The 24,995-nt window shown below is 56.6% G+C and carries 21 protein-coding genes and 2 tRNA genes; 8 read left to right on the forward strand and 15 right to left on the reverse strand.

From position 1 onward, the window contains the following. Positions 1-92 precede the first annotated feature (92 nt). Positions 93-1,268: an acetyl-CoA C-acyltransferase FadA gene (gene fadA / locus C7H10_RS17675; RefSeq protein WP_106695880.1), complete on the reverse strand. Its 1,176-nt coding sequence runs from the start codon at positions 1,266-1,268 to the stop codon at positions 93-95. Between the two features lie 32 nt (positions 1,269-1,300). After that, on the reverse strand, positions 1,301-3,448 hold the full coding sequence (gene fadB / locus C7H10_RS17680; RefSeq protein WP_061332171.1) for a fatty acid oxidation complex subunit alpha FadB: 2,148 nt from the start codon (positions 3,446-3,448) through the stop codon (positions 1,301-1,303). A gap of 314 nt (positions 3,449-3,762) precedes the next feature. Between fadB and C7H10_RS17685 the strand changes: the two genes are divergently transcribed. Both C7H10_RS17685 and C7H10_RS17690 read left to right on the forward strand, forming a co-directional pair. Beyond that, positions 3,763-4,581, forward strand: a complete 819-nt coding sequence (locus C7H10_RS17685; RefSeq protein WP_061332170.1) for a hypothetical protein — start codon at positions 3,763-3,765, stop codon at positions 4,579-4,581. Between the two features lie 130 nt (positions 4,582-4,711). After that, the gene (locus tag C7H10_RS17690; protein WP_072677182.1) at positions 4,712-5,143 is read left to right on the forward strand and encodes a universal stress protein; all 432 of its coding nucleotides are present in this window, start codon (positions 4,712-4,714) and stop codon (positions 5,141-5,143) included. Positions 5,144-5,188: 45 nt separating this feature from the next. Here the strand turns inward: C7H10_RS17690 and C7H10_RS17695 are convergent, their stop codons facing one another. From C7H10_RS17695 to C7H10_RS17715, 5 genes are all read right to left on the reverse strand, one after another. Next, positions 5,189-5,857, reverse strand: coding sequence for a DUF6901 family protein (locus C7H10_RS17695; protein WP_106695881.1), 669 nt, complete (start codon positions 5,855-5,857; stop codon positions 5,189-5,191). After that, on the reverse strand, positions 5,854-7,791 hold the full coding sequence (locus C7H10_RS17700; protein ID WP_106696041.1) for an ATP-binding cassette domain-containing protein: 1,938 nt from the start codon (positions 7,789-7,791) through the stop codon (positions 5,854-5,856). The genes C7H10_RS17695 and C7H10_RS17700 overlap by 4 nt, the downstream gene beginning before the upstream one ends. A 5-nt stretch (positions 7,792-7,796) precedes the next feature. Then, positions 7,797-8,594: an MOSC domain-containing protein gene (locus C7H10_RS17705; RefSeq protein ID WP_106695882.1), complete on the reverse strand. Its 798-nt coding sequence runs from the start codon at positions 8,592-8,594 to the stop codon at positions 7,797-7,799. A gap of 133 nt (positions 8,595-8,727) precedes the next feature. After that, positions 8,728-8,803 (reverse strand) — tRNA-Gly (locus C7H10_RS17710). Positions 8,804-8,910: 107 nt separating this feature from the next. Then, on the reverse strand, positions 8,911-9,513 hold the full coding sequence (locus C7H10_RS17715; protein WP_106695883.1) for a DUF924 family protein: 603 nt from the start codon (positions 9,511-9,513) through the stop codon (positions 8,911-8,913). 92 nt (positions 9,514-9,605) lie between these two features. Here C7H10_RS17715 and C7H10_RS17720 point away from each other — a divergent pair, with 92 nt between their 5' ends. The 3 genes from C7H10_RS17720 (at position 9,606) to C7H10_RS17730 (ending at position 11,078) form a co-directional block, all read left to right on the forward strand. Continuing rightward, on the forward strand, positions 9,606-9,983 hold the full coding sequence (locus C7H10_RS17720; RefSeq protein ID WP_061332166.1) for a sirohydrochlorin chelatase: 378 nt from the start codon (positions 9,606-9,608) through the stop codon (positions 9,981-9,983). 28 nt (positions 9,984-10,011) lie between these two features. Beyond that, a complete protein-coding gene (locus tag C7H10_RS17725) occupies positions 10,012-10,917 on the forward strand; it encodes a TIGR01777 family oxidoreductase (protein ID WP_106695884.1) in 906 nt (301 codons plus the stop codon). 85 nt (positions 10,918-11,002) lie between these two features. Then, positions 11,003-11,078 (forward strand) — tRNA-Glu (locus C7H10_RS17730). A 33-nt stretch (positions 11,079-11,111) separates the two neighbouring features. On the opposite strand, the gene ccoM is transcribed toward C7H10_RS17730, so the two are convergent. Beyond that, the gene (gene ccoM / locus C7H10_RS19495) at positions 11,112-11,261 is read right to left on the reverse strand and encodes a cytochrome c oxidase subunit CcoM (RefSeq protein ID WP_167392920.1); all 150 of its coding nucleotides are present in this window, start codon (positions 11,259-11,261) and stop codon (positions 11,112-11,114) included. Positions 11,262-11,516: 255 nt separating this feature from the next. On the opposite strand from ccoM, the gene C7H10_RS17735 reads away from it, so the two are divergent. Genes C7H10_RS17735 through pta form a run of 3 tightly spaced genes read left to right on the forward strand, consistent with a single transcriptional unit; the run spans position 11,517 to position 17,327 of the window. Further along, complete coding sequence (locus tag C7H10_RS17735) at positions 11,517-13,937, forward strand: bifunctional diguanylate cyclase/phosphodiesterase (protein ID WP_106696042.1); 2,421 nt, start codon at positions 11,517-11,519, stop codon at positions 13,935-13,937. Between the two features lie 21 nt (positions 13,938-13,958). Continuing rightward, positions 13,959-15,146: an acetate/propionate family kinase gene (locus C7H10_RS17740; protein ID WP_106695885.1), complete on the forward strand. Its 1,188-nt coding sequence runs from the start codon at positions 13,959-13,961 to the stop codon at positions 15,144-15,146. Positions 15,147-15,173: 27 nt separating this feature from the next. Next, positions 15,174-17,327 carry a phosphate acetyltransferase gene (gene pta, locus C7H10_RS17745; protein ID WP_106695886.1) on the forward strand — a complete coding sequence of 718 codons (2,154 nt, stop codon included), beginning with the start codon at positions 15,174-15,176 and terminating at the stop codon, positions 17,325-17,327. A 36-nt stretch (positions 17,328-17,363) separates the two neighbouring features. On the opposite strand, the gene der is transcribed toward pta, so the two are convergent. From der to pilW, 7 genes are all read right to left on the reverse strand, one after another. Beyond that, positions 17,364-18,785, reverse strand: a complete 1,422-nt coding sequence (gene der, locus C7H10_RS17750; protein ID WP_106695887.1) for a ribosome biogenesis GTPase Der — start codon at positions 18,783-18,785, stop codon at positions 17,364-17,366. A gap of 63 nt (positions 18,786-18,848) precedes the next feature. Beyond that, positions 18,849-20,012 (reverse strand): outer membrane protein assembly factor BamB, encoded by a 1,164-nt coding sequence (gene bamB, locus C7H10_RS17755; RefSeq protein WP_061332161.1) that lies wholly within the window; start codon positions 20,010-20,012, stop codon positions 18,849-18,851. Next, positions 20,012-20,668 carry a YfgM family protein gene (locus C7H10_RS17760; RefSeq protein ID WP_106695888.1) on the reverse strand — a complete coding sequence of 219 codons (657 nt, stop codon included), beginning with the start codon at positions 20,666-20,668 and terminating at the stop codon, positions 20,012-20,014. The genes bamB and C7H10_RS17760 overlap by 1 nt, the downstream gene beginning before the upstream one ends. Positions 20,669-20,710: 42 nt before the next feature. Continuing rightward, entirely contained in the window at positions 20,711-21,991 is a 1,281-nt protein-coding gene (gene hisS, locus C7H10_RS17765; RefSeq protein ID WP_106695889.1) for a histidine--tRNA ligase, read from the reverse strand. 44 nt (positions 21,992-22,035) lie between these two features. After that, positions 22,036-23,154 (reverse strand): flavodoxin-dependent (E)-4-hydroxy-3-methylbut-2-enyl-diphosphate synthase, encoded by a 1,119-nt coding sequence (ispG, locus tag C7H10_RS17770; protein WP_061332158.1) that lies wholly within the window; start codon positions 23,152-23,154, stop codon positions 22,036-22,038. A gap of 33 nt (positions 23,155-23,187) precedes the next feature. Next, positions 23,188-24,171 carry a RodZ domain-containing protein gene (locus C7H10_RS17775; RefSeq protein ID WP_106695890.1) on the reverse strand — a complete coding sequence of 328 codons (984 nt, stop codon included), beginning with the start codon at positions 24,169-24,171 and terminating at the stop codon, positions 23,188-23,190. Beyond that, on the reverse strand, positions 24,161-24,967 hold the full coding sequence (pilW, locus tag C7H10_RS17780; RefSeq protein ID WP_244178325.1) for a type IV pilus biogenesis/stability protein PilW: 807 nt from the start codon (positions 24,965-24,967) through the stop codon (positions 24,161-24,163). The genes C7H10_RS17775 and pilW overlap by 11 nt, the downstream gene beginning before the upstream one ends. Positions 24,968-24,995: the final 28 nt, after the last annotated feature.

The raw sequence follows: 24,995 nt of genomic DNA on the forward strand, positions 1-24,995 counted from the left end.
TCAAATATCAGCAGCAGACACCAGGCCCTGAAACAGGAAGGCCCGGCAAAAGCCGGGCCTCCTGATGAGCGTTACTGATTCGGATCAACCGATCAGAGGCGCTCCCACACAGTGGCAATGCCCTGACCAAGACCGATACACATGGTGGAAACACCAAGCTTACCGCCTTTGGCCTGCATAACATTCAGCAGTGTGGTGGAGATACGGGCACCAGAGCAGCCCAGCGGATGGCCCAGGGCAATCGCGCCGCCGTTCAGGTTGACCTTCTCTTCCATGACGCCCAGCAGTTTCAGATCTTTCAGAACCGGCAGGGATTGGCCAGCGAAGGCTTCGTTCAGTTCCCAGAAGTCGATGTCTTCGACTTTCAGGCCTGCACGCTTCAGCGCCTTCTTGGTAGCCGGAACCGGACCGTAGCCCATGATCGCGGGATCACAGCCGGCAACTGCCATGCTGCGAATCTTGGCGATCGGCTTCAGGCCCAGGGCTTCTGCCCGCTCGGCTGACATCAGCACCATCGCAGCGGCACCGTCGGTCAGCTGGGAGGAAGTACCGGCAGTGACCGTGCCGTTCTTCGGATCAAACGCCGGACGCAGCTGGCCGAGGGACTCAGCCGTGGTTTCCGGACGAATGGTCTCATCTTCTTCGATCAGCTTCACAAAGCCATTTTCGTCATGACCTTCAACCGGAACGATTTCGTTCTTGAAGCGGCCCTCAACGGTAGCTTCGTGAGCCAGGCGATGGGAACGGGCACCGAACTCATCCTGCTGCTCACGGGTAATGCCGTGCATTTTCGCCAGCATTTCTGCAGTCAGGCCCATCATGTTGGAGGCCTTGGCAGTGTACTTGGACGCAGCCGGGTTGTGGTCAAAGCCAGCGGTCATGGGTACGTGGCCCATGTGCTCGACACCACCCACCATGAACACATCACCGTTGCCAGTCTGGATAGCCTGGGCAGCTGTGTGGATGGCGCTCATGGCGGAACCACACAGACGGTTAACGGTCTGGGCAGCGGACTCGTGAGGGATACGGGTCAGCAACGAAATCTGCCGTGCCACGTTAAAGCCCTGTTCCTTGGTCTGGTTTACACAGCCCCAGATCACATCTTCTACTTCTTTCGGGTCGAGCTTCGGGTTGCGCTCAAACAGTGCTTCAATCAGCGCAGCGGACAGAGTCTCGGCGCGAACGTTGCGGAAACAGCCGTTTTTGGCACGACCCATCGGAGTCCGCACGCAATCGACGACGACAACGTCTCTCGGATTAAGGCTCATAGATCTTTCTCCGTTCGGAAATCTCGTTAGGGTTAGCCAAAGAACTTCTTGCCGGTCTTGGCCATTTCACGCAGCTTCTCGGTCGGCGCGTACAGCGGGCCAAGATCTGCGTACTTGTCTGCCAGTTCGACGAACTTGTCGACGCCCATGTCGTCGATGTAGCGCAGAGCACCACCACGGAACGGAGGGAAACCGATACCGTAGATCAGGCCCATGTCTGCATCGGCCGGGTCTTCAACAATGTTGTCTTCCAGGCAGCGAACGGTTTCCAGGCACAGAGGAATCATCATGCGGGCGATGATTTCTTCTTCGTCGAAGTCCTTGCTGCCGTTAACCACAGGCTCGATAAGCTTGTAGGTTTCTTCGTCGACAACTTTCTTCGGCTTGCCCTTCTTGTCTTCTTCGTACTTGTAGAAGCCCTTGTCGTTCTTCTGACCGTAACGGTTGTTCTCGAACATCACGTCAATGCCAGACTTGAAGTCGGCCTTCATGCGATCCGGGAAGCCCTCTGCCATCACCTCGTTGGCGTGCTTGGCAGTGTCCATACCCACAACGTCGAGCAAGTAAGCCGGGCCCATGGGCCAGCCGAACTTTTCCATCACCTTGTCGATCTTCTGGAAATCAGCACCGTCACGCAGCAGCGCGGCGAATCCACCGAAATACGGGAACAGAACACGGTTAACCAGGAAGCCCGGGCAATCGTTGACCACGATCGGGGTCTTGCCCATGGCCTTGGCGTAAGCAACAGTGGTCGCGATGGCGCGGTCACTGGTCTTCTCGCCACGGATAACCTCAACCAGCGGCATCATGTGCACCGGGTTGAAGAAGTGCATGCCACAGAAGTTCTCCGGACGCTTCAGGTTCTTGGCCAGAAGGTTGATGGAGATGGTAGAGGTGTTGGACGTCAGGATGGTGTCCTCGCGAACCGCGTCTTCAGTTTCACGCAGAACCGCATCTTTAACCTTCGGGTTCTCAACAACCGCTTCAACAACCAGATCTACGCTCTTGAAATCACCGTAGTTCAGGGTCGGCGTGATGTTGTTCAGAACGTCGCCCATCTGGCCGGCGTCCATCTTGCCCTTGGCAACACGCTTGGACAGCAGCTTCTTGGCTTCATTCAGGCCCAGCTTGATGCCGTCCTGATTGATGTCCTTCATGACAATCGGGGTGCCTTTCAGTGCAGACTGGAACGCTACACCGCCACCCATAATACCAGCGCCCAATACCGCAGCCAGTTTCACGTCGGAAGCTTCTTTTTCCCAGGCGCTGGCTTTCTTCTTCAGGGCCTGATCGTTCAGGAACAGACCAACCAGACACGCGGCAACGTTGGTCTTGGCCATCTTGGCGAAGCCTTTGGCTTCCACTTCGATCGCCTTGTCACGAGTCATGCCGGCATGCTTCTGCATGGTCTTGATGGCTTCCACCGGCGCCGGGTAGTTCTTGCCAGCCTTGCCGGCCACGAACGCCTTGGAAATCTCGAACGCCATCATGCTTTCCATGGCGTTCAGCTTGATCTTGCCTTTCTTCTCTTCACGACGGGCCAGATTATCCAGCTTGCCTTCGTTGCACTGGTTGATAATGGCAACGGCAGCGGCTACCAGCTTGTCGGCTTCAACCACGGCATCAACAGCACCAACCTTCAGAGCGGCATCGGCACGGTTTTCAGTACCACCGGCAATCCACTCAACGGCGTTGTCCACACCCACCAGACGGGACAGACGTACAGTACCGCCAAAGCCCGGGAAGATACCCAGCTTCACTTCCGGCAGACCAACCTTGGCCTTGGGAGCCATAACACGGTAGTCGGTGGCCAGACACATCTCAAAACCACCGCCCAGAGCGATACCGTTGATAGCGGTAACCGTCGGGAACGGCAGATCTTCGATGGCGTTGAAAACTTCGTTCGCCTTCAGGTTGTTAGCAACGAGGTCTTCCTCGGAACCTGCAAACAGCTCGGTGAACTCGGTGATATCCGCACCGACAATAAAGCTGTCCTTGGAGCTGGTGACTACCAGGCCCTTGAGGTTCTTCTGGGATTTGAGTGCTTCAGCTGCGGCGCCCAGCTCTTCGATGGTGAGACGGTTGAACTTGTTAACTGACTCGCCCTGCAAGTCAAAGTCCAACTGAGCGATCCCGCCTTCGATCTCTTTAACCGTGATGGCTTTACCTTCGTAAATCATCAACTGATCTCCAGTCTGTGTTTGGAACTGCTGACAACCGGTTGGCGAAACGCCGAGCCGACTGCCTGTGCAGCGAGATTTCGGTCACTGCCCGATCATTCGATCCAAAAAATTCATACAGTCGTTTGAATCGTGAGAACACACGATGAAAAAAAAAGACGCGTTTGTCAATTTGTTTCTTGATGAAACCTGAAGAAAAAAGGGAGTACAGCCTGTAAGAGCCGGAAACTACTTGATTAGCCGGCAGAGTTACTTTAACTTCGAGATGCGACTTTAGTCCACAATAATAAAACAGTATTACGGAGACTCATCCGATGAAAGACGCTCGCCTGCGCATTCAGTCACTGCTTGCCGCACTGCTACTACTATCCCTGACCGCGTTTGGTGCCCAGGCACAGGACACCGGCGCAGACTTCCTGTCAGATCTGCACGATTTCCGCATCAACAATTATCTTGCCCTGGACTCGTTCTACGCATTCAGCGCCAACGGCGACACGGAAGCCCTCAATCGTATCGTGGGCAGTATCAATGCCTCCAATAATGCGATGAACGCCGTGATCGCCAGCACCAGTGGCGTTCTGTCGCCACAGCAAGTGGAAGGGCTCAACCAGGACTTTGACCAGTTCAAGGATCTCATGCGCGGGAACATCAACGAAGTCCGGGATCGCGGCTACCCTGACCTCCGCCTGATGGCCGATCTCGCAAACAAGGCGTCAAGCATGAACGAGCGTGCTACAGAGCTTTATGGTGTTGCCCAGGAGAACAGCGGCACCCAGGCTGACGCGCGTATTGAGTCAGCTCGCTCCGCGGCCGTGGTGATGGCGCAAATGATGGCAAGGTACTCCGCACGCACCCACTCCTCCGTGGCCCAGACATTCCAGGGCGCATCAGATGAAGCATCGCTGGACCAGCAGGCCCTGATGTTTGACAGCTTGCTGGCCCGGGTACAATCCGGCTCCGCCAGTGCCGAGCTCAAGGCCGCCATTGATGATGTCAGCTCCAAATGGCAGTTCATCCGCAGCTCCTACATCAACTACAACGAAAACAACGTCAGCTTCGTCATTGACCGCTATTCCAAAGGGATCATTCGCAGCCTGACCACCACCATCGAAATCCTCGAAAGTAACGCCTGATGTGTCTTCGGGCGGACTAACGATCCGCCCGAAGTTTCCCTTCCTGTTGATGCCCGTCAGAATCCCGCTACACTTTCTCGTATAAACTGTTGATACTGACTATTACCCCAATTCGCAAAGGAGTGACTGAATGTCGACCTACAACAAGATGCTGGTTGCCATTGACCTGACAGAAGAAGCCCCGCAGGTTCTGAACAAAGCAAAAGCGATCTGCGACGCCTATGGTGCCGAGCTTTTTCTCGTCCATGTTGTTGAGCCGGTGGGTTACGCTTACGGTGGTGATATCCCGATGGACCTCACCGAACTTCAGGACCAGTTGGACAAAGCCGCCCGCGAGCAGCTGGCGAAGTACGGTGACCAATACGGCGTACCGAAAAGTCACCAGATCGTCACGGTTGGCCGTCCCGAATCCGAAATCCATCGTCTGGTAAAGGATCAGGGCGTTGATTTGGTGATCGTTGGCAGCCATGGCCGCAAGGGGTTTCAGTTGCTCCTGGGCTCAACTGCCAACGGCGTACTGCACGGCACCCAGTGCGATGTTCTGGCCATCCGGATTCACTAAGCCACCCCGCCCAAACGCCGATTGAGGCACCATGAAAAGGGAGGCTCACGCCTCCCCTTTCATTCTCGCCTGCAGTTTTCTGAGTTGACTCTCCAGTGACACGCTGACACTCGATGCCATGGAGAAGAAATTCAGCAATGCCTTGAGGTTACTGTCGCCTTTGCACACCGCATGAATCCGTTGCCAAAGCGCCTGATTGACCAATTGAAGCCTCTGATTCCTCTCTACCAGCCCTTTTAGCTCCCAATCAGCCTGCTCCTGGTTCCGCTGGGCAAACAATTGCTGCAGCAGATAGTAACCGACGCTCCGCATAACGAATTCGTCGCTGTTGGCGAATGGCAGATGATGCAGCGCCATCGGTTTGAGTTCTGACAGCACCGGGCAGCCACTGGTCGCCATCTTCAGCCCAAGTAACGAACGCAGCGCTTCCTCAAGGGTTGTCTGTTTGGCGTACGTGCGCCGTTCGTCGGTAACCTCCACGTTTACTTTCTGGTAGGCATCTTCGGCCTGAAACGCCTCAACCACCGGCAGGATTTCAACCGCCGCCGGGCAGTATTCCACCTCCCCCGCTTTCAGGGGGCAATTTGAGCACTTGCAGTGCTCAAGCCTGACCCAGGAAGGGAATCCCGAGACCGGTGGCACCGCCGGCTCACCGGTAACCTTGAATTCGATGTTTCGTCCATCATGAAATTTAAAATTATAATTGATATTCATTGACTCGCCTGTTCTTCCAGCTCCATCCACCGCTCGATGACCGACTCCAGTCGGGTTTCCGTTTCCGACAACTTTTCAAGAGTGGCTGAGACTTCGTCCGGTGGGCCTGAATAAAAGTCCGGGGCAGAAATGGATTCCTGAAGTTCTGCCACCTCACGCTCCAGTGCCTCAATCTTGCCCGGCAACTGTTCCAGTTCCAGTTTAAGCTTGTAACTCAGCTTTGCGGCCTTCGGTTTTGCCGACTGCGACACAGTCTCTGACACCGGCTGCGTGTTTTTGTCCGAACTGTCGGATTTATCACGCTTGTCCTGCTTGTCGAGGCGACTTCCGGAGGTCTCCGAAGGAAACCTGCCGCCCTGTCGACGCCAGTCTGTGTACCCTCCAACGTACTCCCGTACCGAACCGGAGCCATCCAGAAAGATGGTATCCGTCACCACGTTATCGAGAAATTCCCGATCGTGACTAATGACGATGACTGTGCCGTTAAAGTTCCCTAATTGCTCTTCCAGCAATTCAAGGGTTTCGACATCCAGGTCATTGGTAGGTTCATCCAACACCAGTATATTGGCCGGCTTACTGAAAAGCTTGGCCAGCAACAAGCGCGCTCGCTCGCCACCGGAGAACACCCGGACCGGAGAACGGGCACGCTCAGGCGTAAACAGGAATTCTTGGAGATAGCCCAGAACATGCTTGCTCTGGCCGTTGATATCAATGAACTCGCGACCTTCAGCCAGGTTATCAAGGGCGTTACGGGAAAGGTCCAGCTCGCCCCGGAGCTGATCAAAGTACGCCACCTGCAGGTTGGTCCCCAGGCGGATACTACCCTCGGTAGGCTCAAGCTCACCCAGCAGCAACCTGACCAGGGTGGTTTTACCGGTACCATTCTCTCCCACCAGACCAATCTTGTCGCCCCGGATCACCGTCAGGTCCATATCACGCACAATCTGGTGACCGCCCGGGTATGAGAAGCCAGCCTGTCGTGACTCTGCCACCAGCTTGCCGGATTTCGCCGCCTCTTCCACTGAGAAGTTTGCCGTGCCTCCTCGCACCCTGCGCTGTCGATGCTCCTCGCGCATGGCCTTCAAAGCCCTCACACGGCCCATGTTCCTGGTGCGGCGGGCCTTGATACCCTGGCGAATCCAGGCCTCTTCCTGTTTCAGGCGCTTATCGAACAATGCGTTCTGGCGCTCTTCATCTTCCAGCGCCTTCTCCTTCAGCTCGAGATACCGGTCATAACTGGCAGCGAAACTGATCAGCTGACCACGGTCAAGTTCGACCACCCGCGTGGCCATGCGCCGTATAAACGCCCGATCATGGCTGACAAACAGCATCGCCCCACGAAACTGGGTCAAGGCCTCCTCCAGCCAGGCAATAGCGGGCACATCTAGGTGGTTTGTTGGCTCGTCCAGCAACAGGATATCCGGCTCTGCCACCAATGCCTTTGCCAGCAAAACCCGGCGTTGCCACCCACCTGAGAGGGTGTTGAGGCGGCGGTCCGGGTCTATGCCATATTGCCCCAGAATGGTGTTCACCTTTTGATCAAGGCGCCAGCCATCCAATGACTCCAGGCGCTCCTGGACCTTCATCAAACTGTCCATGGAGGCCTCGTCAGCACTTTGGGAGAGCCGATGAAACTCCGCCAAGAGTTCGCCGGTTTCCGGAAACGCCGAGGCCACAACATCGTAAGCCGTCCGAGCATCGTCTGCCGGCAGGCTCTGAGGCAATACCGCAAGCACCGAGCCCTCCTCAAGCCGGACAACACCCGCATCCGGAGTGACGTCACCACTGACGATTTTCAGTAGCGTTGACTTGCCCTCGCCGTTACGCCCGAGAAGGCACACTCGCTCCCCGGGATCAATCATCAGGGTTGCCTCATCCAGCAATGGATGCATGCCGAAGGCCAGGGATATTTTTTCCAGTGTTAACAAAGGCACCTTGATCAAGACTCCTGTTGGGAAATGTCTACGGCATCGCCGACCGAAAGGCGCCCGCTACCCTGGTGAACGATGTTCTGGCCGAAAATCACACCATCCCCGGTTTTGCGATAACGGGAGAGCGTTCTGAGGGGCTCGGTATCCGGATCTTTCAGGCCAGTATCCGGGTCTACCGTGGTCATGACGCACCGGGAACAGGGTTTTGCGACCGCAAACCGGGTTTCACCGACGGTAATACTTTGCCAGCCATCTTCAGACCAGGCCTCAGCCCCTGAAATGACAACGTTCGGCCGGAAACGGCGCATATCCACGGCATTGGCCAGCCGGCTATTGAGCTCGTCGAGGGAAGCCTGATTGGTTATCAGCAAGGGGAACCCATCGGCAAATCCAACCCGGCGATTTTCCGGCACCCGCAACGGGTCTACACGACGAAAACTCTCATCGGGCATGTACACAAAACGAAGGGACTGGCCAAGGTAACGACTGATCGCCCCATCGGCCGGCTCAGGGCCGGTCAAGGCGTCCACGGTATCGCGCCAGACCTTGACCGCCATCCTGCCATTGCCGGGCCTCAGGACAAAGTCCCCCTGCCCCGGAACACCGATCTCAACACCCTGAGGCCCTATATGGGTCGAAACGTTTGCCAACAAAGGTAGCTGTCGCTGGGTTATAAACTGCCCCTGATCGCCCACCAGCATCCAACGCCGGTCCCCGGCGGGTCCGAATTCATCCAGTTCGAATGACGACACTTCGATGCCAGCCAGGGACTTGACCGGGTATATAAAGAGGGATTGAACGCGCATGATGACCACCCTTGCAAGTAACAGGTTTGGGATGGAAGTGAGCGAGTATAACCGACGAAACCTTGTCCATGGGGGAGAAATGCGGAACAGGAAACAAAAAACCCGGCCTTGTGGGCCGGGTTTTTCCTGAATCTGGAGCGGGAAACGAGATTCGAACTCGCGACCCCAACCTTGGCAAGGTTGTGCTCTACCAACTGAGCTATTCCCGCTTGCTGTCAGAGGGCGTTGCCTCTCAACGGCTGCGTATTCTACTGATCAGCGTTCGGCCGTCAACAATTTTTGTTAAAAATTTGTGATTACCCTCAACCGCTCCGTTTTACTGACCAAATCGGCGACCGCCCGCCAGATAGTCCTGCTCTGCCTCCGTGGATGTTCGCCCCAGCGCCTTGTTTCGATGGGGGAAGCGGCCGAATTGCAGCACGATATCCCGGTGATCTACGGCCGACTGCAGGAAGCTACCCAAAAATTCGGCGAGTAAGCCGTCGGCACTGGCAACCAACTGCTCATAACATGCCACTGACAAATCCTGGTCCTTCTTGAGCTCAGAATGCTGCATGGGCATATAAAGAAACGCCCGTTGAATGAGCGGCAACTCAAGATCCTGCCCGCTATCGATTGCCTGCCTGCTCAAATTGCGGGCCAGCCGATCACTTTCGAACGCCAGGGCACCGCCACGGAAGATGTTACGGGTAAACTGATCGAGCAGCAGTATTTCAGCCAATGCGCCTCCCGCTTCATTTCGCCAATGCTCCAAACCCTGCTCAGAGGCGAACAGCACCAGCGAAAGAAAGCGCCTTCGAATTTCCTGGTCAAACTTCCGATCGGACCGAAACCAACGGTTTCGGTGATCAGCGTCCGGCAGCCCATGCTCATCCAATTTTCCAAACCAGAAATCCAGAAGCTCTTTCCAATCGAACATTTACCGACTCCCTGTTACATTTAAATCAGCGGGTGTACAGGATCTTATTTGATTACGACCGAAGCATTCCATTTGACCACCCAGGAGCAACCATGACCCAGCCTCACCGAATCATTCTGCTGGCCCACGGCAGCAGTGACCAACGCTGGTGTGAAACCTTTGAACAACTGGCAGCACCAACACTCAAGTCGGTTGAGAACGCCGCCATCGCCTATATGGAGCTGGCCGAACCCTCGCTGGAAACCATCGTGAGCCAGGGCAAAGCCGATGGTACCGAGCACTTTACCGTGGTTCCCCTGTTCCTGGCAGCAGGCCGGCACCTGCGCAAAGATGTACCGGCAATGATCGCAGACCTGGAAAGCCAGCATGGTGTCCAGATCAAACTGGCGCCGCCCATCGGCCAGAACCCTCAGCTGGGCGATGCCATCCGGGATGTTGTGCTCCAGGAGCTGGAGAATAGCGGTTCCTGAAACCATCAGCCGACAGGAGGAGATCACCATGGAGAAAAAAATCCTGATTACCGGTGGTACCGGTTTTATCGGCACCATACTCTGCCGCGAGTTGATCAACAAAGGGTACGGGCTGACCGTTCTCAGTCGACAACCGGCAGATACGGTTCGGGCACTGTGTGGTCGGGTAGAAGCGACATCAGACCTGAAGCTTCTTGAAGGGCATCAAGGGTACCATGCCGTCATCAATCTGGCCGGCGAAGGGATCGCCGACAAGCGTTGGACGGCGTCCCGAAAACAGGCTCTGCGGGACAGTCGTATTGGCCTAACCCGGACTTTGGTTGATGTATGCAGAAGCTGGCAAAGCCCGCCTGAAGTTTTGGTATCTGGTTCTGCTGTGGGCTACTACGGAAATCAGGGGAATCATCTGGTAACAGAGGAGACCCACCCACATCCGGAGTTCACCCATGAATTGTGCCGTGACTGGGAACAGGCAGCACTGTCTATGGAAGAACTGGGCACCAGGGTTTGCCTGTGTCGCACCGGCATTGTGACTGGCAGAGGTGGCGGCTTCCTGCAGAGAATGATCCTGCCTTTCCGGCTTGGCCTTGGCGGTCGCCTCGGCAACGGGCAACAGTACATGCCTTGGGTGCACAGGGATGATGTGGTTTCAGGGCTTATCTGGATGCTTGAGAACCCCTACGCGAAGGGAGCCTACAACATGGTAAGCCCCAATCCGGCCACTAACCGGGAGTTCACCAAAACCCTTGGCAAGGTTGTTCATCGGCCCACGGTATTCCCGGCCCCCGCGCCGGTGCTCAAACTGGCACTGGGTGAGATGGCAGGGCTGTTACTCACCGGGCAGAAAGCAGTTCCGGCGAAATTGCAGCATGACGGCTTCCGGTTCAAATACGCCGAATTGGAACCAGCATTGGCGGACAGCGTGGCGGGGTAATTTTTTCAAAAAAATCGTTGACAGGGCAAAAGGCCTTACTTAATATACGCGCCACCTCGACGAGGCAAGTTGTTGAAAACGTTGCGTCCCCTTCGTCTAGTGGCCTAGGACTCCGCCCTTTCACGGCGGCAACAGGGGTTCGAACCCCCTAGGGGACGCCAATTTTTTCAATCGGTTAGGCGATTTCTTGCCGGTTAGCCACCCTGCCCTCGATGGTGTCCTTTGTGACCTTTTCCTCCATGGGCTTTCTGGTCTTTCACTACGAAAATCCCAACCCCCACAAAAAAGCCAACCATCAGCAACACGGTTGCAATACCCGCGATAACCACTGCATCCATATACATAGCGTTAACTCCTGCTCTATCTGAAACTTGATTAAGCTCAGGTTACGCCCGGGCGACCAACCCCGTATTGATCTGTGTCAAAGGCAACTATCACCTCTTTCATTTCACAAACTGCGAAACACCGCCCGAATTATTCCGTTATTTCCTGTATTTGCAGCGCATTCGACATAAACTACTGCTATAGTCGATAACAGGATAAGCACCTACTCTGCGCATCTTATGCCTGATATCCAATGTGATAGCGAAGTTCACAACATGCCAGAATTCATGCCCCGATTGAGGCGTATTCGCACAGCCTCTCCGCTTTCTTTCAGGCTCCTGGCATGGATCCTATTGTTCAGTACTGCCTTCACGCTTCTGGCGGCGGGCGTGCAGATCTATTCTGATTACCGTAAAGACCTGTCGCTGATCGAAGAACGGATGGAAGTGATTGAATCCGGCTACGCCTCAAGCCTGGCCCGGAGCCTCTGGGCCCTCGATCAGAAATTGCTGCAAACCCAGATGGAAGGCATCCTGAGCCTGCCGGATATTACCCACCTTCGGCTTCGAATCGAGCCTGACTCCGAACTCGTCATGGGAGAAATTCCCAGGCAGGCCGATACCCTTGTCCATCGTTTCGAACTCATTCAGCGCGATGGAAATGAATTCCTGCTTGGGGAACTTGAGATTACCGCCAACCTGGAACGGGTGTATGGCGAACTCCAGCGAAAAGTCGGTGTAATTCTGGCCACACAGTTCCTGATCGTCTTTTTTGTTTCCGTGCTTATACTGTGGATATTCCAGCACCTTGTGACCCGCCACCTCACCGCTATGGCCGACTACACCAAGGATCTATCCCTGAAAAACCTGTCCAGGCCCCTGGTGCTGGACCGTCCTGACAGTACAGCCAATGGCAAGGACGAACTGGGCATGGTGACGGACGCCATCAATCAGATGCGGGAAAGGCTGAATGAGGATGTCGCCCGGCGCGAGCGAGACGCAGCCGACATTCTGAAGTTTTCCAAGGCCATTGATCAAAGCCCCTCTTCGGTTCTGATCTGTGATCGGCAATGGCGAATCGAGTACGCCAACCGAAAGTTCAGTCAACTTACCGGCCATACTATAGACGACATCATTGGCAAACATCCGTCGCACCTGATCGAAAACAGTATGGACATTCAGGACGCCCGCCATCTTTGGCAGTCCATCCGGCTGCAGGTACAACGGGTTGGTGTTTGGCAAGGCGAAGTCAACAGCGTCCGGCGCAATGGTGAGCGTTACTGGGAGCAGCTGGTGGTCACCCCTATCCGCGATAATAACGGTGACACCACCGGCTACCTCATCCTCGGTGAAGACATCAGCATCCGTAAGCGCTATGAACAGCAACTGTTGCGCCAGGCCAATTACGACATACTGACCGGCCTACCCAACCGGATGTTGGCCCTGGATCGCCTTAAGCTGGCACTGGCCCAGGCCCGCCGAGACAATTCCCAGGTGGGGGTCATGTTCCTGGACCTCGACAATTTCAAACACATTAACGACACCCTGGGCCACGACGCCGGCGATACCCTGCTGGTGGAGGCCGCCCGTCGTATCTCCAGCTGCCTCAGGGGCACCAGTACCGTTGCCCGCCTGGGTGGGGATGAGTTTCTGGTTATTCTGCCGGGCCTCACGGGAACTGAGGCCTCATGCCAGGTCGCGGAGAGGATTCTGAAAACCTTTGCCCCCGCCTTTATGCTCAATGGCCAGGAAGTCTTTGTGACAACCAGTATCGGGATCGCCATCTTCCCTACCGATTCCGATAACAGTGGCACATTGCTCCAGCATGCAGATGCCGCCATGTATCAAGCCAAGCATAAAGGAAAGAGCTCCTACGCCCAGTTCACGCCGGAAATGACCGAAGTGTCCCATGAGCGGCTTCAGATGGAGTCGCACATGCGCAAGGCGCTGGAGCTGGGAGAATTCGAGCTGTATTACCAGCCGATAGTGGACACCGCTTCCGGCTCATTGATCGGCGCCGAGGCGCTGCTGCGCTGGAACAATCCGGCCATGGGCATGGTCATGCCCGACCGCTTCATTCCGCTGGCTGAAGAAACCGGCCTGATCATCCCGATCGGTGAATGGGTTATCGAGGAGGCCTGCAAAGCCGCTGTCGCCTGGCGAGCCATGACCGGCCTCGAATCCCTTTCGATTGCTGTCAACGTGTCGCCCCGTCAGTTCCGGGACCCCGGCTTTACCGATGCAGTCATGCGCTCCCTCAACGCCAGCGGGCTGCCACCGGAATGCCTTGAGCTGGAGATTACCGAAAGACTCATTCTTGATAACACCATTGAAACCGCCGACATCCTTCGGCAACTGGACAGGACCGGCATCCGGCTGTCAGTTGACGACTTCGGAACCGGCTATTCGGCCCTCAGCTATCTGAAGTCGTACCCGTTCGACACACTCAAGATCGACAAGTCGTTTATTCAGGATGTGTTGAACGAAAGTGGAGACGCCTCACTCGTGCGCGCTATCATCAACATGGCCCACAGTCTAGGACTGAAAGTCATCGCCGAGGGCGTCGAAGAAGAGGGGCAAACCCACTTCCTCAAGAATGAAAACTGCGACTATTCCCAAGGCTACTTCTACAGTCGCCCGATGCCCGAGCAGGATTTCATCCACTGGCTGGAAACCAATCATCGGGCCAATCTCTGAATCATCAAAACGGCACCAAGCATGGACGAAACAATACTTGTCGTGAACTGCGGCAGTTCCTCTATCAAACTCGCGCTGTTCGACAGCAACCACGAGAAACAAACCTCTGCACTGGCTGAACGGTTGAACAACCCCGACTCGATCGCAAAGATTTCCGGCGATAGCGTACCGGTGGCCTTACCCGCAAACGCTTCCCACGACCACGCCCTGCAGGCCCTGGTGAACGCTTTCTACGATCGCAACCTGATGAGCCGAGAGCCTGCCTCCATCGGTCATCGGGTGGTTCATGGTGGCGAGGCCTTTCGGGAGGCAGCACTGATCGACAAAAAGACCATAACGGCCATTGAGGATTGTGCCTCACTGGCGCCACTTCACAATCCGGTCAACCTGATCGGCATCAACGCCATGCAGCGCCTGTTTCCGGATGTACCGCAAGTGGCGGTTTTCGACACCGCTTTCCATCAGAGCCTGCCAAAGCGGGCCTTCCTGTATGCCCTGCCTGAACACTATTACCGGGAATGGGGTATCCGGCGCTATGGGTTTCACGGCACCAGCCATCAATTTATGGCCCATGAGGCATCGCGCCGCCTGGGTAAGACACCGGCGACGACGTCCATCATTTCAGCGCATCTTGGCAACGGCTGCAGCATTACTGCCATCGATAACGGCATCAGCAAAGATACCAGCATGGGGCTGACACCACTGGAGGGGCTGGTGATGGGCACCCGAAGTGGCGACGTCGACCCGGGGCTGTTTGACTACCTGGCCGGGCGCGGTATCAGTGCCAGTGAAGCCCATAGGGTTTTGAACCAGGACAGTGGATTACTCGGGCTGTCTGGACAGACCAATGATATGCGCTCGCTGTGCGAGCTGGCTGACCATGGCCACGAACCTTCACAACTGGCCATCGATGTATTCTGCTTCCGCCTGGCGAAGTACTTCGGGGCCATGATGGTGTCCCTGAGCCATCTGGATGCCCTGGTGTTCACCGGTGGCATTGGAGAGAACAGTGCGAGAGTCAGAGCCCAGACGATCGAACACCTGAAATTACTGGGCATTGCTCTCGATCCGGACCTGAACAACCATCACGGCCAGTACAGTGAAGGCCATATTGGTGACGCGGACTCCCGTTTTCCGGTACTGGTCATCCCAACCAATGAGGAACTGGTGATTGCCAGAGAAGCCAGCCGGCTCGCTAACCTAAACTGACATTCAAGGACGTAACCAGGAACCATTATGGCTAAGAGTCTGTTTATTGCCCCGACTTCCCTTGATTCGGGCCTCACTTCCGTATGCCTGGGCCTGCTGAGGGCCCTGGAACGGGAAGGAGTAAGCGTCGGTTTTTACAAGCCTTTCAGTCAATCGGTGCATCACGGTGAGGCCCGGCACAACGAAGGCAAGGACTCCTCGGTAGAGTTCGTCCGCTCCCGCAGTCACGTGCAGACACCCGACCCTCTGCCCCTCAAGCAAGCCCAACAGTTACTGAACCACGGCAAGGCGGACTTGCTGCTGGAAACCATTGTCGGGGAGTACCAGAAGGTCGCCAAAGACTTCGATGTTGTCATTATCGAGGGACTAGTGCCAGACCGAAGCGAGGCCTACATTGCCCGGCTGAATGTGGAAGTGGCTCGAAACCTGAATTCCGAAGTTATCCTCGTCAGCACCCCGAGAACCTGCACGGCTTCCGAACTGGACGACGAACTGGATTTCTCCGCCCGGATTTTTACCGCCCCGTCGGACCCTGACGTGATCGGCGTTATCCTGAACAAGGTTGGTGCCCCGGAAAAAACTGGCATTGCCCTGGACCAGCACCCCGATCACCAGCATGAGGACATCGATTATCAGACCGCCTGCTCGGTATTCAACACCGGGCGCTTTCGCCTGTTGGGTGAAATCCCCTGGCAACCGCACTTGCTGGCACCCCGTGTTTCCGACGTGGCCCGCGAGCTCGCGGTACCGGTGCTCCATGGCGGCCAGATGCACTCCCGGCGGGTACAGCGCGTTTCTGTGTGCGCCCGTACCATCCGGAACATGACCGACATCCTCAAGCCAGGCACCTTGCTGGTCACCCCCGGCGACCGGGAAGACATCATCGTGACCACAGCCGTCGCAGCACTCAACGGTGTGCCGCTCGCCGGATTGATGCTCACCGGTGGCCTGATGCCCGATGACAGGGTAATTGACCTGTGTCGGCGGGCACTCGAAACAGGGCTGCCGGTGCTCAGTTCTTCAACCAATACCTATGAAACCGCCCACATGCTTGCCAACCTGTCGGCCACCATTCCCATCGATGACCCCGACCGGATTGAACAGGCCATGGAGTCTGTCGCAACACGAATCGATACCGACTGGTTGCAGGAACACCTGAAGGTGCAGCGCCAGGGGCGCCTGTCGCCTCCGGCTTTTCGATATCAGTTGTCTGAGCGCTCCCGGGCCGCCAACAAACGCATCGTGCTGCCTGAAGGTGCGGAACCCAGAACCGTTCAGGCCGCCATCATTTGCCACCAGCGTAAACTTGCCCGCTGTGTTCTGATCGGTGATCCACGAGAAATACAATCGGTTGCCAGCTCCCAGGGCGTTGAACTGCCCGAAGACCTTGAGATACTTGACCCCCAGTCAGTCCGTAATCGCTATATCGCGCCCATGGTGGAACTGCGAAAACACAAAGGGCTAACTGAAGACATGGCGGAAGCCATGCTCGAGGACAACGTGGTACTGGGCACCATGATGGTTGCCATGGATGAAGCCGACGGTCTGGTGTCAGGGGCCATTCACACCACCGCCAATACCGTTCGACCGGCTCTGCAGCTGATCAAAACCCACGATCACGCCAAAGTGGTTTCATCGGTATTCTTCATGCTCCTACCCCAACAGGTCCTGGTTTACGGTGACTGCGCCATCAACCCGGACCCGAACGCTGAGGAATTGGCAGATATTGCCATCCAGAGCGCCCAGTCCGCCGAAGCCTTCGGCATCGAGCCCGTGGTTGCCATGATCAGCTACAGCACCGGGGAATCCGGCACCGGCGCAGATGTGGATAAAGTCAGGGAAGCCACTCGCATTGCCAGGGAACGCCGCCCTGATCTGTTGATAGACGGCCCACTGCAGTACGACGCCGCAGCCATCGAAAGTGTCGGCAAGGCCAAGGCACCCGACAGCAAGGTGGCCGGCAAGGCAACGGTATTTGTGTTCCCGGATCTCAACACCGGCAATACCACCTACAAGGCGGTTCAGAGAAGTGCCAATGTGGTCAGTGTTGGCCCGATGTTGCAAGGCCTGAGAAAACCCGTAAACGATCTGTCGCGTGGGGCGCTGGTGGAGGATATTGTTTTCACAATTGCCCTGACGGCGGTTCAGGCCCGCCAGGTAGAGAGTGCCGGGTTGGCGTAACGCCAACCCGTTACAGAATGGGCGCGGCCCGGCAGATCAGCGCTTGACGCTCTTCTGTCGGGTTTTGCGCACACGGCGCCCCTTCTTGATGTCGTTGTCTTTCTTCACTTTCTGGCGCGGCGTCAGGCGGTCCACCTTGGTGGCGAAGGGGTTTTCACCAGACCGGAACTCAAACCGGATGGGCGAGCCCACCACCTTCAGCACCTTGCGGAAGGTATTTTCCAGGTACCGTTTATAAGCACCGGGCAACGAATCCACCTGATTGCCATGCACCACCACCACCGGCGGGTTAGAACCACCCTGGTGGGCATAGCGCAGCTTGATACGACGACCATGAACCATGGGGGGCTGATGCTGGGCCACGGCATCCTGCAGGATGGCGGTCAAGCGATTGGTTGGCCATTTGGCCATTGCGGACTCATAACAGGCCTGCACAGACTCGTACATGGTGCCAACACCGGTACCGTGCAAAGCCGAGATATAATACTTGTCGGCGTAGTCCAGGAAGTCCAGGCGGCGCCCCACCTGCTCTTTCACCTTTTCGCGGTCTTCCGGATCCATGCCATCCCATTTGTTAATGGCAATCACCAGGGAGCGGCCCGCATCCAGAACAAAGCCGATCAGGTGCATATCCTGGTCAACGAGCCCTTCCCGGGCATCAATCACCAGAATAACCACATGGGCGTCGTCTATGGCCTGAAGGGTTTTGATGATAGAGAACTTCTCCACCACTTCTTTCACGTTCTTCCGGCGCCGCACACCTGCGGTATCAATGAGCGTGTACTGGTGGCCGTGCCGCTCGTAGGGGATATACACGCTGTCCCGTGTGGTGCCGGGCATATCGTAGACAACGACTCGTTCCTCACCCAGCATCCGGTTGACCAGAGTCGATTTGCCTACGTTCGGGCGACCGACCACTCCAATTCGAATACCCGGGTACCGATCAGCCCGGTCCTGCTCTTCAACGTCCACCGGCTCAGGCAGCAGAACTTCCAGTAGCGAGCGGATCCCCCGGTTATGGGCAGCCGCAATCGGGAAGGTGGACTCAAAACCCAGGGAGTAAAAATCGGCGGAGGCAACATCCGGGTCCTGGCCATCGGTCTTGTTCACCACCAGATGCGCCTGCTTGCCAGAGCGGCGCAGGTGATCTGCAATCATCTCATCACCGGCTGTCAGCCCTGCCCTGCCGTCGACCAGAAACAGGACGATATCGGCTTCCTCAACGGCCTGCATGGACTGCCGGGCCATCTCTGCGTCCAGCCCCACCTCGTCACCGGTCAAACCACCGGTATCGATGACAATGAACTTCTGCCCCTCGTACTGACCCTCTCCGTATTTCCGGTCACGGGTCAAACCCGGAAAATCCGCCACCAGCGCGTCGCGGGAACGGGTCATCTGATTGAAAAGAGTGGACTTACCCACGTTCGGGCGTCCTACCAGGGCAATAACTGGGGTCATAATGTTCTGCTATATAAAAAGGTCAAAAGCCCGACTCATGCCGGGCTGATCATGTGAACGGTGTTACTTTTTTGGTTTCAGGCTATAGACCGCCATTCGCCCACCGTTGCCGTAAACCAGCAGGTTACCATCTTCAATCACCTGAACCGGTACGCGGATACCGTCACTGTCGAACTTCAGCTGGCCCTGCAAAGCGCCATCCTCCCGGGACAGTGCGTGCAGGTAGCCCTCGTAATCCCCGGTGACCACGTAGTCACCACTGGCCACCGGCCGGGTGACCTGGCGCCAGGACAATCGGTCCTGAACCCAGAGTTCACGGCGGTCGCTGCCCCGATAGGCAATAATGTCGCCGTTCGCCGCCGCCAGGAAGATGCTGCCACCACCGATACTTGGCGAGTAGAAACTTGAAGCACGGCGGCTCCAGATTTCCTGCCCGGAGCGAATATCAACCAGCGCCAGTTTGCCCTGGTACCCGGCCACCATAATGGCCGATTCCAGGACCAACGGCTGGCCACCGATATCCACCAGCCGCTCCAGTTCTGTACGGCCCTGTGGTTGCCCGACCTCGTATTGCCAGACCGGCTGGCCAGCATCCGCGGTGAGCGCTATAACACGGCCGTTGGCGAAAGAAGCAATCACAATATCGCCGCCCACCAAAGGAGCCGCCGCCGTCCGCATGGACAGCACCGGTACCTGGCCGTCGTATTGCCAGAGGCGTTCGCCATTAGCAGCATCGAAACCGATAACGCGGCCATCGGTGGTTTGCGCAACCACCAGAGAGCCATTGGACTGGGGCGCAGCAAGACCTTCGGTCGGTAATGAGGCCCGCCATAACTCCTCGCTGGTTTCCCGTGACAAGGCAACCAGTTCGGCATCGCGGGTGATGTAATACAACTGGTTACCGTCGCCACCGAAGCCGGCAAATATCCGGTCTTTCGACCGCCGCTGCCAGAGCGCCTTGCCATTCCCGGGCTCCACCGCCACCAGCAGGCCATCGGCAGAGGCTGCATAGATCACGTCGCCGGCGTACAACGGTGCCAGGTGCAAAAACTGGTCATCATGCCCCTTACCGACTGACATGGTCCAGATACGCTTGAACTCAACACTGGCATCAATTTCAGGAACCGGCACCGGCTGTTCAAAGGTATCCTTGGTGCTGCAGCCCACGAGCAGCACCACCAAGGATGCCAGAGAAAAACGAACGAACCTGTTGCGAGTTACCCGCATCAGGCCCCCTCCCCAACACCAAGGTCAGAGAGCTTAAGTTCCAGAATACCGCTGCGGCCCTGTTGGTTTTGCTCCCGTGCCGTGATGTAGGCATCGCGGGCGCCGTCGGTGTCACCTTGTGCGAGCAGGATGTCCCCACGCAATTCTGAGAACACACCAGCAAAGGCGTCGGCATTGGCCGCACCATCCAGGGTTGCCAGGGCGTCATCGTACCGCTCAGCAGCAAACTGTGCCCGGGCCAGTCGGTTACGCACAACCAGGCTCAGGGCCGGGTAATCCGCTGCCTTGTCCAGGGCCCAGTTCAATGAGTCAATGGCGGCCTCAGCGTTACCGTCCACCATCATCTGTTGGCGAGCCAGTACCAGGTTGCCATAGATGGCGTAGGCGCTCTTGCCATAGTCGTTTCGAAGGGTCTCGGCAACAAATGCGACGGTTTCGCTGGCATTCTCGTCGGATTCATCGGCAAAGGCATTGAGCAGAGTGGCAAACTGGTTAGCCGCTTCCGCACGCTGCTGAGCCTGGTGGTTCTGCCAGGCCTGCCAGCCGAATACGATGGCCAGCGCAGCACCGATACCAATCAGCAGAGAACTGCCGTTCTTCTTCCACCAGTCCTTGATCGCCTGGATCTGTTCCTCTTCGGTGCGCAACTCAGCCATGTAAACTCCTGTTCATCAATAATGTTGCTGTTCTTGTGAAATTCATTGTGCAAGCCGGCTGGCGAGCGCCTGGGCCAGTTCACTGCGGGCAATGTCCTGCTGCGGCTCATCGTCGCGCAAGGGCTTCAGGCCAACATTGCCACTGGCCAGCTCATTCTCCCCCAGGATGACCGCGTAGCGGGCGCCGCTGCGGTCCGCCTTCTTCATCTGGCTCTTGAAGCTGCCGCCGCCACAGTGAGTGACAACCACACGACCGGGCAACGCGCTGCGAAGTTCTTCCGCAATCGCCATTGCCGGGGCAATAACCTTGTCGCCCACGGCGGTTACGTATACGTCGGCATGGTTGTTAACGTAATCAGGCACCAATTCCAGGGTTTCGAGCAACAGGATCAGTCGCTCCAGCCCCATAGCAAAGCCCACCGCCTTCGTTGGTTTGCCACCCAACTGCTCTACCAGGCCATCGTAACGGCCACCAGCACACACGGTGCCTTGTGCACCGAGACTGTCGGTAATCCACTCGAAAACGGTTTTGCCATAATAATCCAGACCCCGAACGAGGGCCGGGTTTACGCTGTATTTCACGCCGGCGGCGTCCAACAGCCCCTTCAATTGCTCAAAGTGGGCCCGGGATTCGTCATCCAGGTAATCGTCCAGGCTTGGCGCCCCATCCAGGATTTTCCGGGTTCCGGCATCCTTGCTGTCCAGAATCCGTAACGGATTCGTGGTCAACCGGCGCTTACTGTCGTCATCCAGCTGATCCCGGTACTGGTCCAGATAATCAACCAGAGCCTGGCGGTAGACTTTCCGGGCTTCACTGGTGCCAATGGAGTTAATCTCAAGGCGCGTATGCCCGGCAAGACCAAGGACCTGCCACAGCCGCGCCGTGAGTATCAGCAACTCGGCGTCTATATCCGGACCATCCATGCCAAAACACTCCACGCCAATCTGGTGGAACTGGCGGTAGCGGCCTTTCTGGGGGCGTTCGTGGCGGAACATCGGGCCGGTATACCAAAGCCGGCGGGTCTGGTTGAACAGCAGGCCATGCTCTTCGGCTGCCCTGACGCAACCGGCTGTGCCTTCCGGGCGAAGGGTCAGGCTGTCGCCATTCCTGTCGTCAAAGGTGTACATTTCTTTTTCGACGATGTCAGTGACTTCACCAATTGAGCGCTTGAACAGTTCGGTCTGTTCAACCACCGGCATGCGGATTTCCTGGTATCCGTATTGCCCAAGTACCTGACGTACCGTTGACTCTACATACTGCCAGACGGGGGTCTGCTCCGGCAGAATATCGTTCATTCCGCGGATTGCCTGAATCTTAGCCAAGTTAAAACCCTGATACTTTAATGAATGATGTCGAATTGGACGGCTCAGTCCGCAGACCGGGCAATCACGGATTCTTCCTGCTGCTGCCGCTCTGCAACTTTTTCCCGGATGATTCGCTCCAGGTCGTCCGTCAACGTCGCATTGTCCAACTTCTGATTTGGCTTTCCGTCCAGATACAGAAGGTTTTTTGGCGTACCGCCCGTCAACCCGAGGTCCGCCACCTTGGCTTCTCCAGGACCGTTCACTATGCAGCCAATAATGGCAACGTCCAGGGAGGTATTGACGTCTTCCAGGCGAGCCTCCAGATCATTCATGGTCTGGATCACATCAAAGTTCTGCCTGGAACAGCTGGGGCAAGCGATGAAGTTGATACCACGGCTGCGCAAACGCAGGCTCTTGAGAATATCGAAGCCAACCTTGATTTCCTGCACGGGGTCTGCGGCCAGTGATACCCGAATGGTGTCGCCAATACCGTCCATCAGCAACATGCCAAGGCCGATAGAGGATTTCACTGTGCCCGAACGAAAGCCACCGGCCTCGGTAATACCCAGGTGCAAAGGCTGTACAATCTGGGAGGCAATCTTCCGGTAGGCATCAACGGTCATAAATACCTCTGACGCCTTCAGGCTAACTTTGAAATCCTGGAAATCGTGTTTATCCAGAATATCGATGTGCCGCATGGCAGACTCTACCAGGGCCTCTGCGGTAGGCTCACCGTATTTACGCTGCAGGCTCTTTTCAAGAGACCCGGCATTCACGCCAATACGGATCGGGATATTGCCGTCCCGAGCCGCGCTGATGACGGCGTTGACGCGATCGTCCCGACCAATGTTACCGGGGTTGATGCGCAAACAGTCAACACCAAGCTCGGCCACTCGCAGGGCAATTTTGTAATCGAAGTGAATATCGGCAACGAGCGGCAGAGATACACGCTTGCGAATCTGTCCGAACGCTTCAGCGGCCTCCATGGAGGGTACTGAAACACGGACGATATCGGCGCCGGCCTCCTGCAACGCTGCAATCTGGCCAACAGTCGCCTCTACATCACAGGTGTTTGTGTTGGTCATGCTCTGAACCGCAATCGGTGCATCGCCGCCAACCGGCACATTGCCCACCATGATCTGGCGGGATTTACGTCTTTTGATCGGGGATTCGTGTTTCATTTGCTGGAACCAACAGTTATTCGGGCGTTCGGATCAAAGTTCGAGCGTGAACTCCGACCGGTTGTTCACTACGCGAAAATCACCAATATTCAGGGCTTCACCCTGGAATCGAATGGACTCAACGGCGCTCACAGCACCAATAACCACAGTCAACGGTGCATCTCCGGTCACATCCAGTTGCTCTCCGCTACGTCGCAAGCCGCTGACCAACCGGCTACCGCCGGCGTCTGTCACCTGTACCCAGCAATCTCCTGAAAAGGCAATCTGCAGCCTGGCCTCGGTTGTCGCCGCGGGAGCAAGCAGCTGCTCCTCCTGCAAGGCAGGCTCTGTCGACTGGGTGACAGCGGGCACCCGATCAGCCGGAAGCTCATCCAGCTCCGCACCGATGGGTTCAGGCTCCAGCGGCTCTGCCGGGGGTACACGTTCACTTTCCAGAACCGTCGAGCCTTCTTCAGGTAACGGCTGTTCCGCAGCGCCGAACTCGTCATTCGGCTCGGTCACCGGCTGCACGTCCTGACCATCGGCCGCCGGGCCCTGTTCCGGCGTCACTGTCTCGGCCGGGGTTTCCGCCTCTGGAGCTGCCTCGCCGTCCTCTCCCTGCTCCGCAAGATATCCTGCGATCAGGTAGGCCACCAACGCGACGACCAACAGCGCCAAGAGCACTTTTGCAACCTGACGCTTGCGGCGTTTCTTGCGTTCAATGGAAACCAGGGGGCTTGCCTGGTGTTCCTGTTCCCTTTGCTGGCGAGCCGGCTCCAGCTCCCGATTCAGGTCGGCAATAACCGCGTCTGCGTCCAGCCCCACCTGGCGGGCATAGGCACGCACATACCCTTTTAGGAAAAGCTCACTGTCTATTTTGCTGTAATCGCCGTTTTCTATAGCCTGAATCACAGACGGCCGGAGATGCTGTTCATCAGCAATGGCTGAGACGCTCAATCCGAGACGCTCCCGCCCTTGCCGAAGCTGCTTCCCGACAGGCTCCGCCGTCACCTGATCTGGCTCCACGTCACCGGTCATTGGCAATCAACACCCTGTATTGTTGGTATTCCAGAGAATCTGAGTAATCATTTCGGAGCAACATCGCCAGGCTCACTTCCTGATCACGATCATTAAAATGCCGCGCTATCCGAATACCCGTATACAGGCTCTCAGCCGAGTGTGACAAGCGGGTATTGCGCTGAATCATGGTTTGGAGACGGCTGTAATAACGCGAGGCCTCGGTAAAATCTCCTTTCTCAACCAACACCCTGGACAGGGAAAGCAAGGTTCTTGCTTCACCACGGGTCAACTCCACGGCTCGACGATAGGCTCCCTCAGCGGCGTCCAGGTTGCCAAGCCGCTCCTCGGTCATGCCCAGATTATAGAATACCGCTCCGCGTTCCCGGTAACCGGTGTCTCGTGAAGCAACACTGAACTGATCCCGGGCTTCGGAAAACCGTCCGTTACTATATAGAAAAGCACCGTAGTAAACCCGCGCCCGGGAGTAACTGGAATCCTGACTGATGGCGCGTTTGAAGTTACGCTCGGCCAGTTCCGGCTCGCCCTCAGCGTTATAGACCAAACCCATGGCAGCAAGGGCTTCAGAACTATTCGGAGAGAGTTCCAGGGCACGTTCAAGGTGGTGGCGAGCACGATCAAGATTGCCCTGACCGATATAGGCCGTGGCCAGCTGTACGTAGTTACTGACCGCTTTGTCGCGGTCCGCTTCCCGGGAAAAGCGACTGTCGGTTGTGGTCACACAACCGGAGAGAACAAGACCGAACAATAGAACAGCCGTTGTAAACAGATGCGAGCCTTGTGCTTTTCCTTTCACGAAACACCTTACCTTAGTCGCTTCCGCG

The sequence above is a fragment of the Marinobacter shengliensis genome (assembly GCF_003007715.1).
Taxonomy (GTDB): domain Bacteria; phylum Pseudomonadota; class Gammaproteobacteria; order Pseudomonadales; family Oleiphilaceae; genus Marinobacter; species Marinobacter shengliensis.

Bases quoted from the DNA above. Each gene is read 5' to 3' on its own strand.
- C7H10_RS17705 (WP_106695882.1), bottom strand. From the start codon at position 8,594: ATGCGCGTTCAATCCCTCTTTATATACCCGGTCAAGTCCCTGGCTGGC.
- C7H10_RS17690 (WP_072677182.1), top strand. From the start codon at position 4,712: ATGTCGACCTACAACAAGATGCTGGTTGCCATTGACCTGACAGAAGAA.
- ispG (WP_061332158.1), bottom strand. From the start codon at position 23,154: ATGAAACACGAATCCCCGATCAAAAGACGTAAATCCCGCCAGATCATG.
- der (WP_106695887.1), bottom strand. From the start codon at position 18,785: ATGACCCCAGTTATTGCCCTGGTAGGACGCCCGAACGTGGGTAAGTCC.
- C7H10_RS17740 (WP_106695885.1), top strand. From the start codon at position 13,959: ATGGACGAAACAATACTTGTCGTGAACTGCGGCAGTTCCTCTATCAAA.
- C7H10_RS17760 (WP_106695888.1), bottom strand. From the start codon at position 20,668: ATGGCTGAGTTGCGCACCGAAGAGGAACAGATCCAGGCGATCAAGGAC.
- C7H10_RS17695 (WP_106695881.1), bottom strand. From the start codon at position 5,857: ATGAATATCAATTATAATTTTAAATTTCATGATGGACGAAACATCGAA.
- C7H10_RS17735 (WP_106696042.1), top strand. From the start codon at position 11,517: ATGCCAGAATTCATGCCCCGATTGAGGCGTATTCGCACAGCCTCTCCG.
- C7H10_RS17725 (WP_106695884.1), top strand. From the start codon at position 10,012: ATGGAGAAAAAAATCCTGATTACCGGTGGTACCGGTTTTATCGGCACC.
- pta (WP_106695886.1), top strand. From the start codon at position 15,174: ATGGCTAAGAGTCTGTTTATTGCCCCGACTTCCCTTGATTCGGGCCTC.
- fadB (WP_061332171.1), bottom strand. From the start codon at position 3,448: ATGATTTACGAAGGTAAAGCCATCACGGTTAAAGAGATCGAAGGCGGG.
- C7H10_RS17715 (WP_106695883.1), bottom strand. From the start codon at position 9,513: ATGTTCGATTGGAAAGAGCTTCTGGATTTCTGGTTTGGAAAATTGGAT.
- bamB (WP_061332161.1), bottom strand. From the start codon at position 20,012: ATGCGGGTAACTCGCAACAGGTTCGTTCGTTTTTCTCTGGCATCCTTG.
- C7H10_RS17685 (WP_061332170.1), top strand. From the start codon at position 3,763: ATGAAAGACGCTCGCCTGCGCATTCAGTCACTGCTTGCCGCACTGCTA.
- fadA (WP_106695880.1), bottom strand. From the start codon at position 1,268: ATGAGCCTTAATCCGAGAGACGTTGTCGTCGTCGATTGCGTGCGGACT.
- ccoM (WP_167392920.1), bottom strand. From the start codon at position 11,261: ATGTATATGGATGCAGTGGTTATCGCGGGTATTGCAACCGTGTTGCTG.
- C7H10_RS17775 (WP_106695890.1), bottom strand. From the start codon at position 24,171: ATGACCGGTGACGTGGAGCCAGATCAGGTGACGGCGGAGCCTGTCGGG.
- C7H10_RS17720 (WP_061332166.1), top strand. From the start codon at position 9,606: ATGACCCAGCCTCACCGAATCATTCTGCTGGCCCACGGCAGCAGTGAC.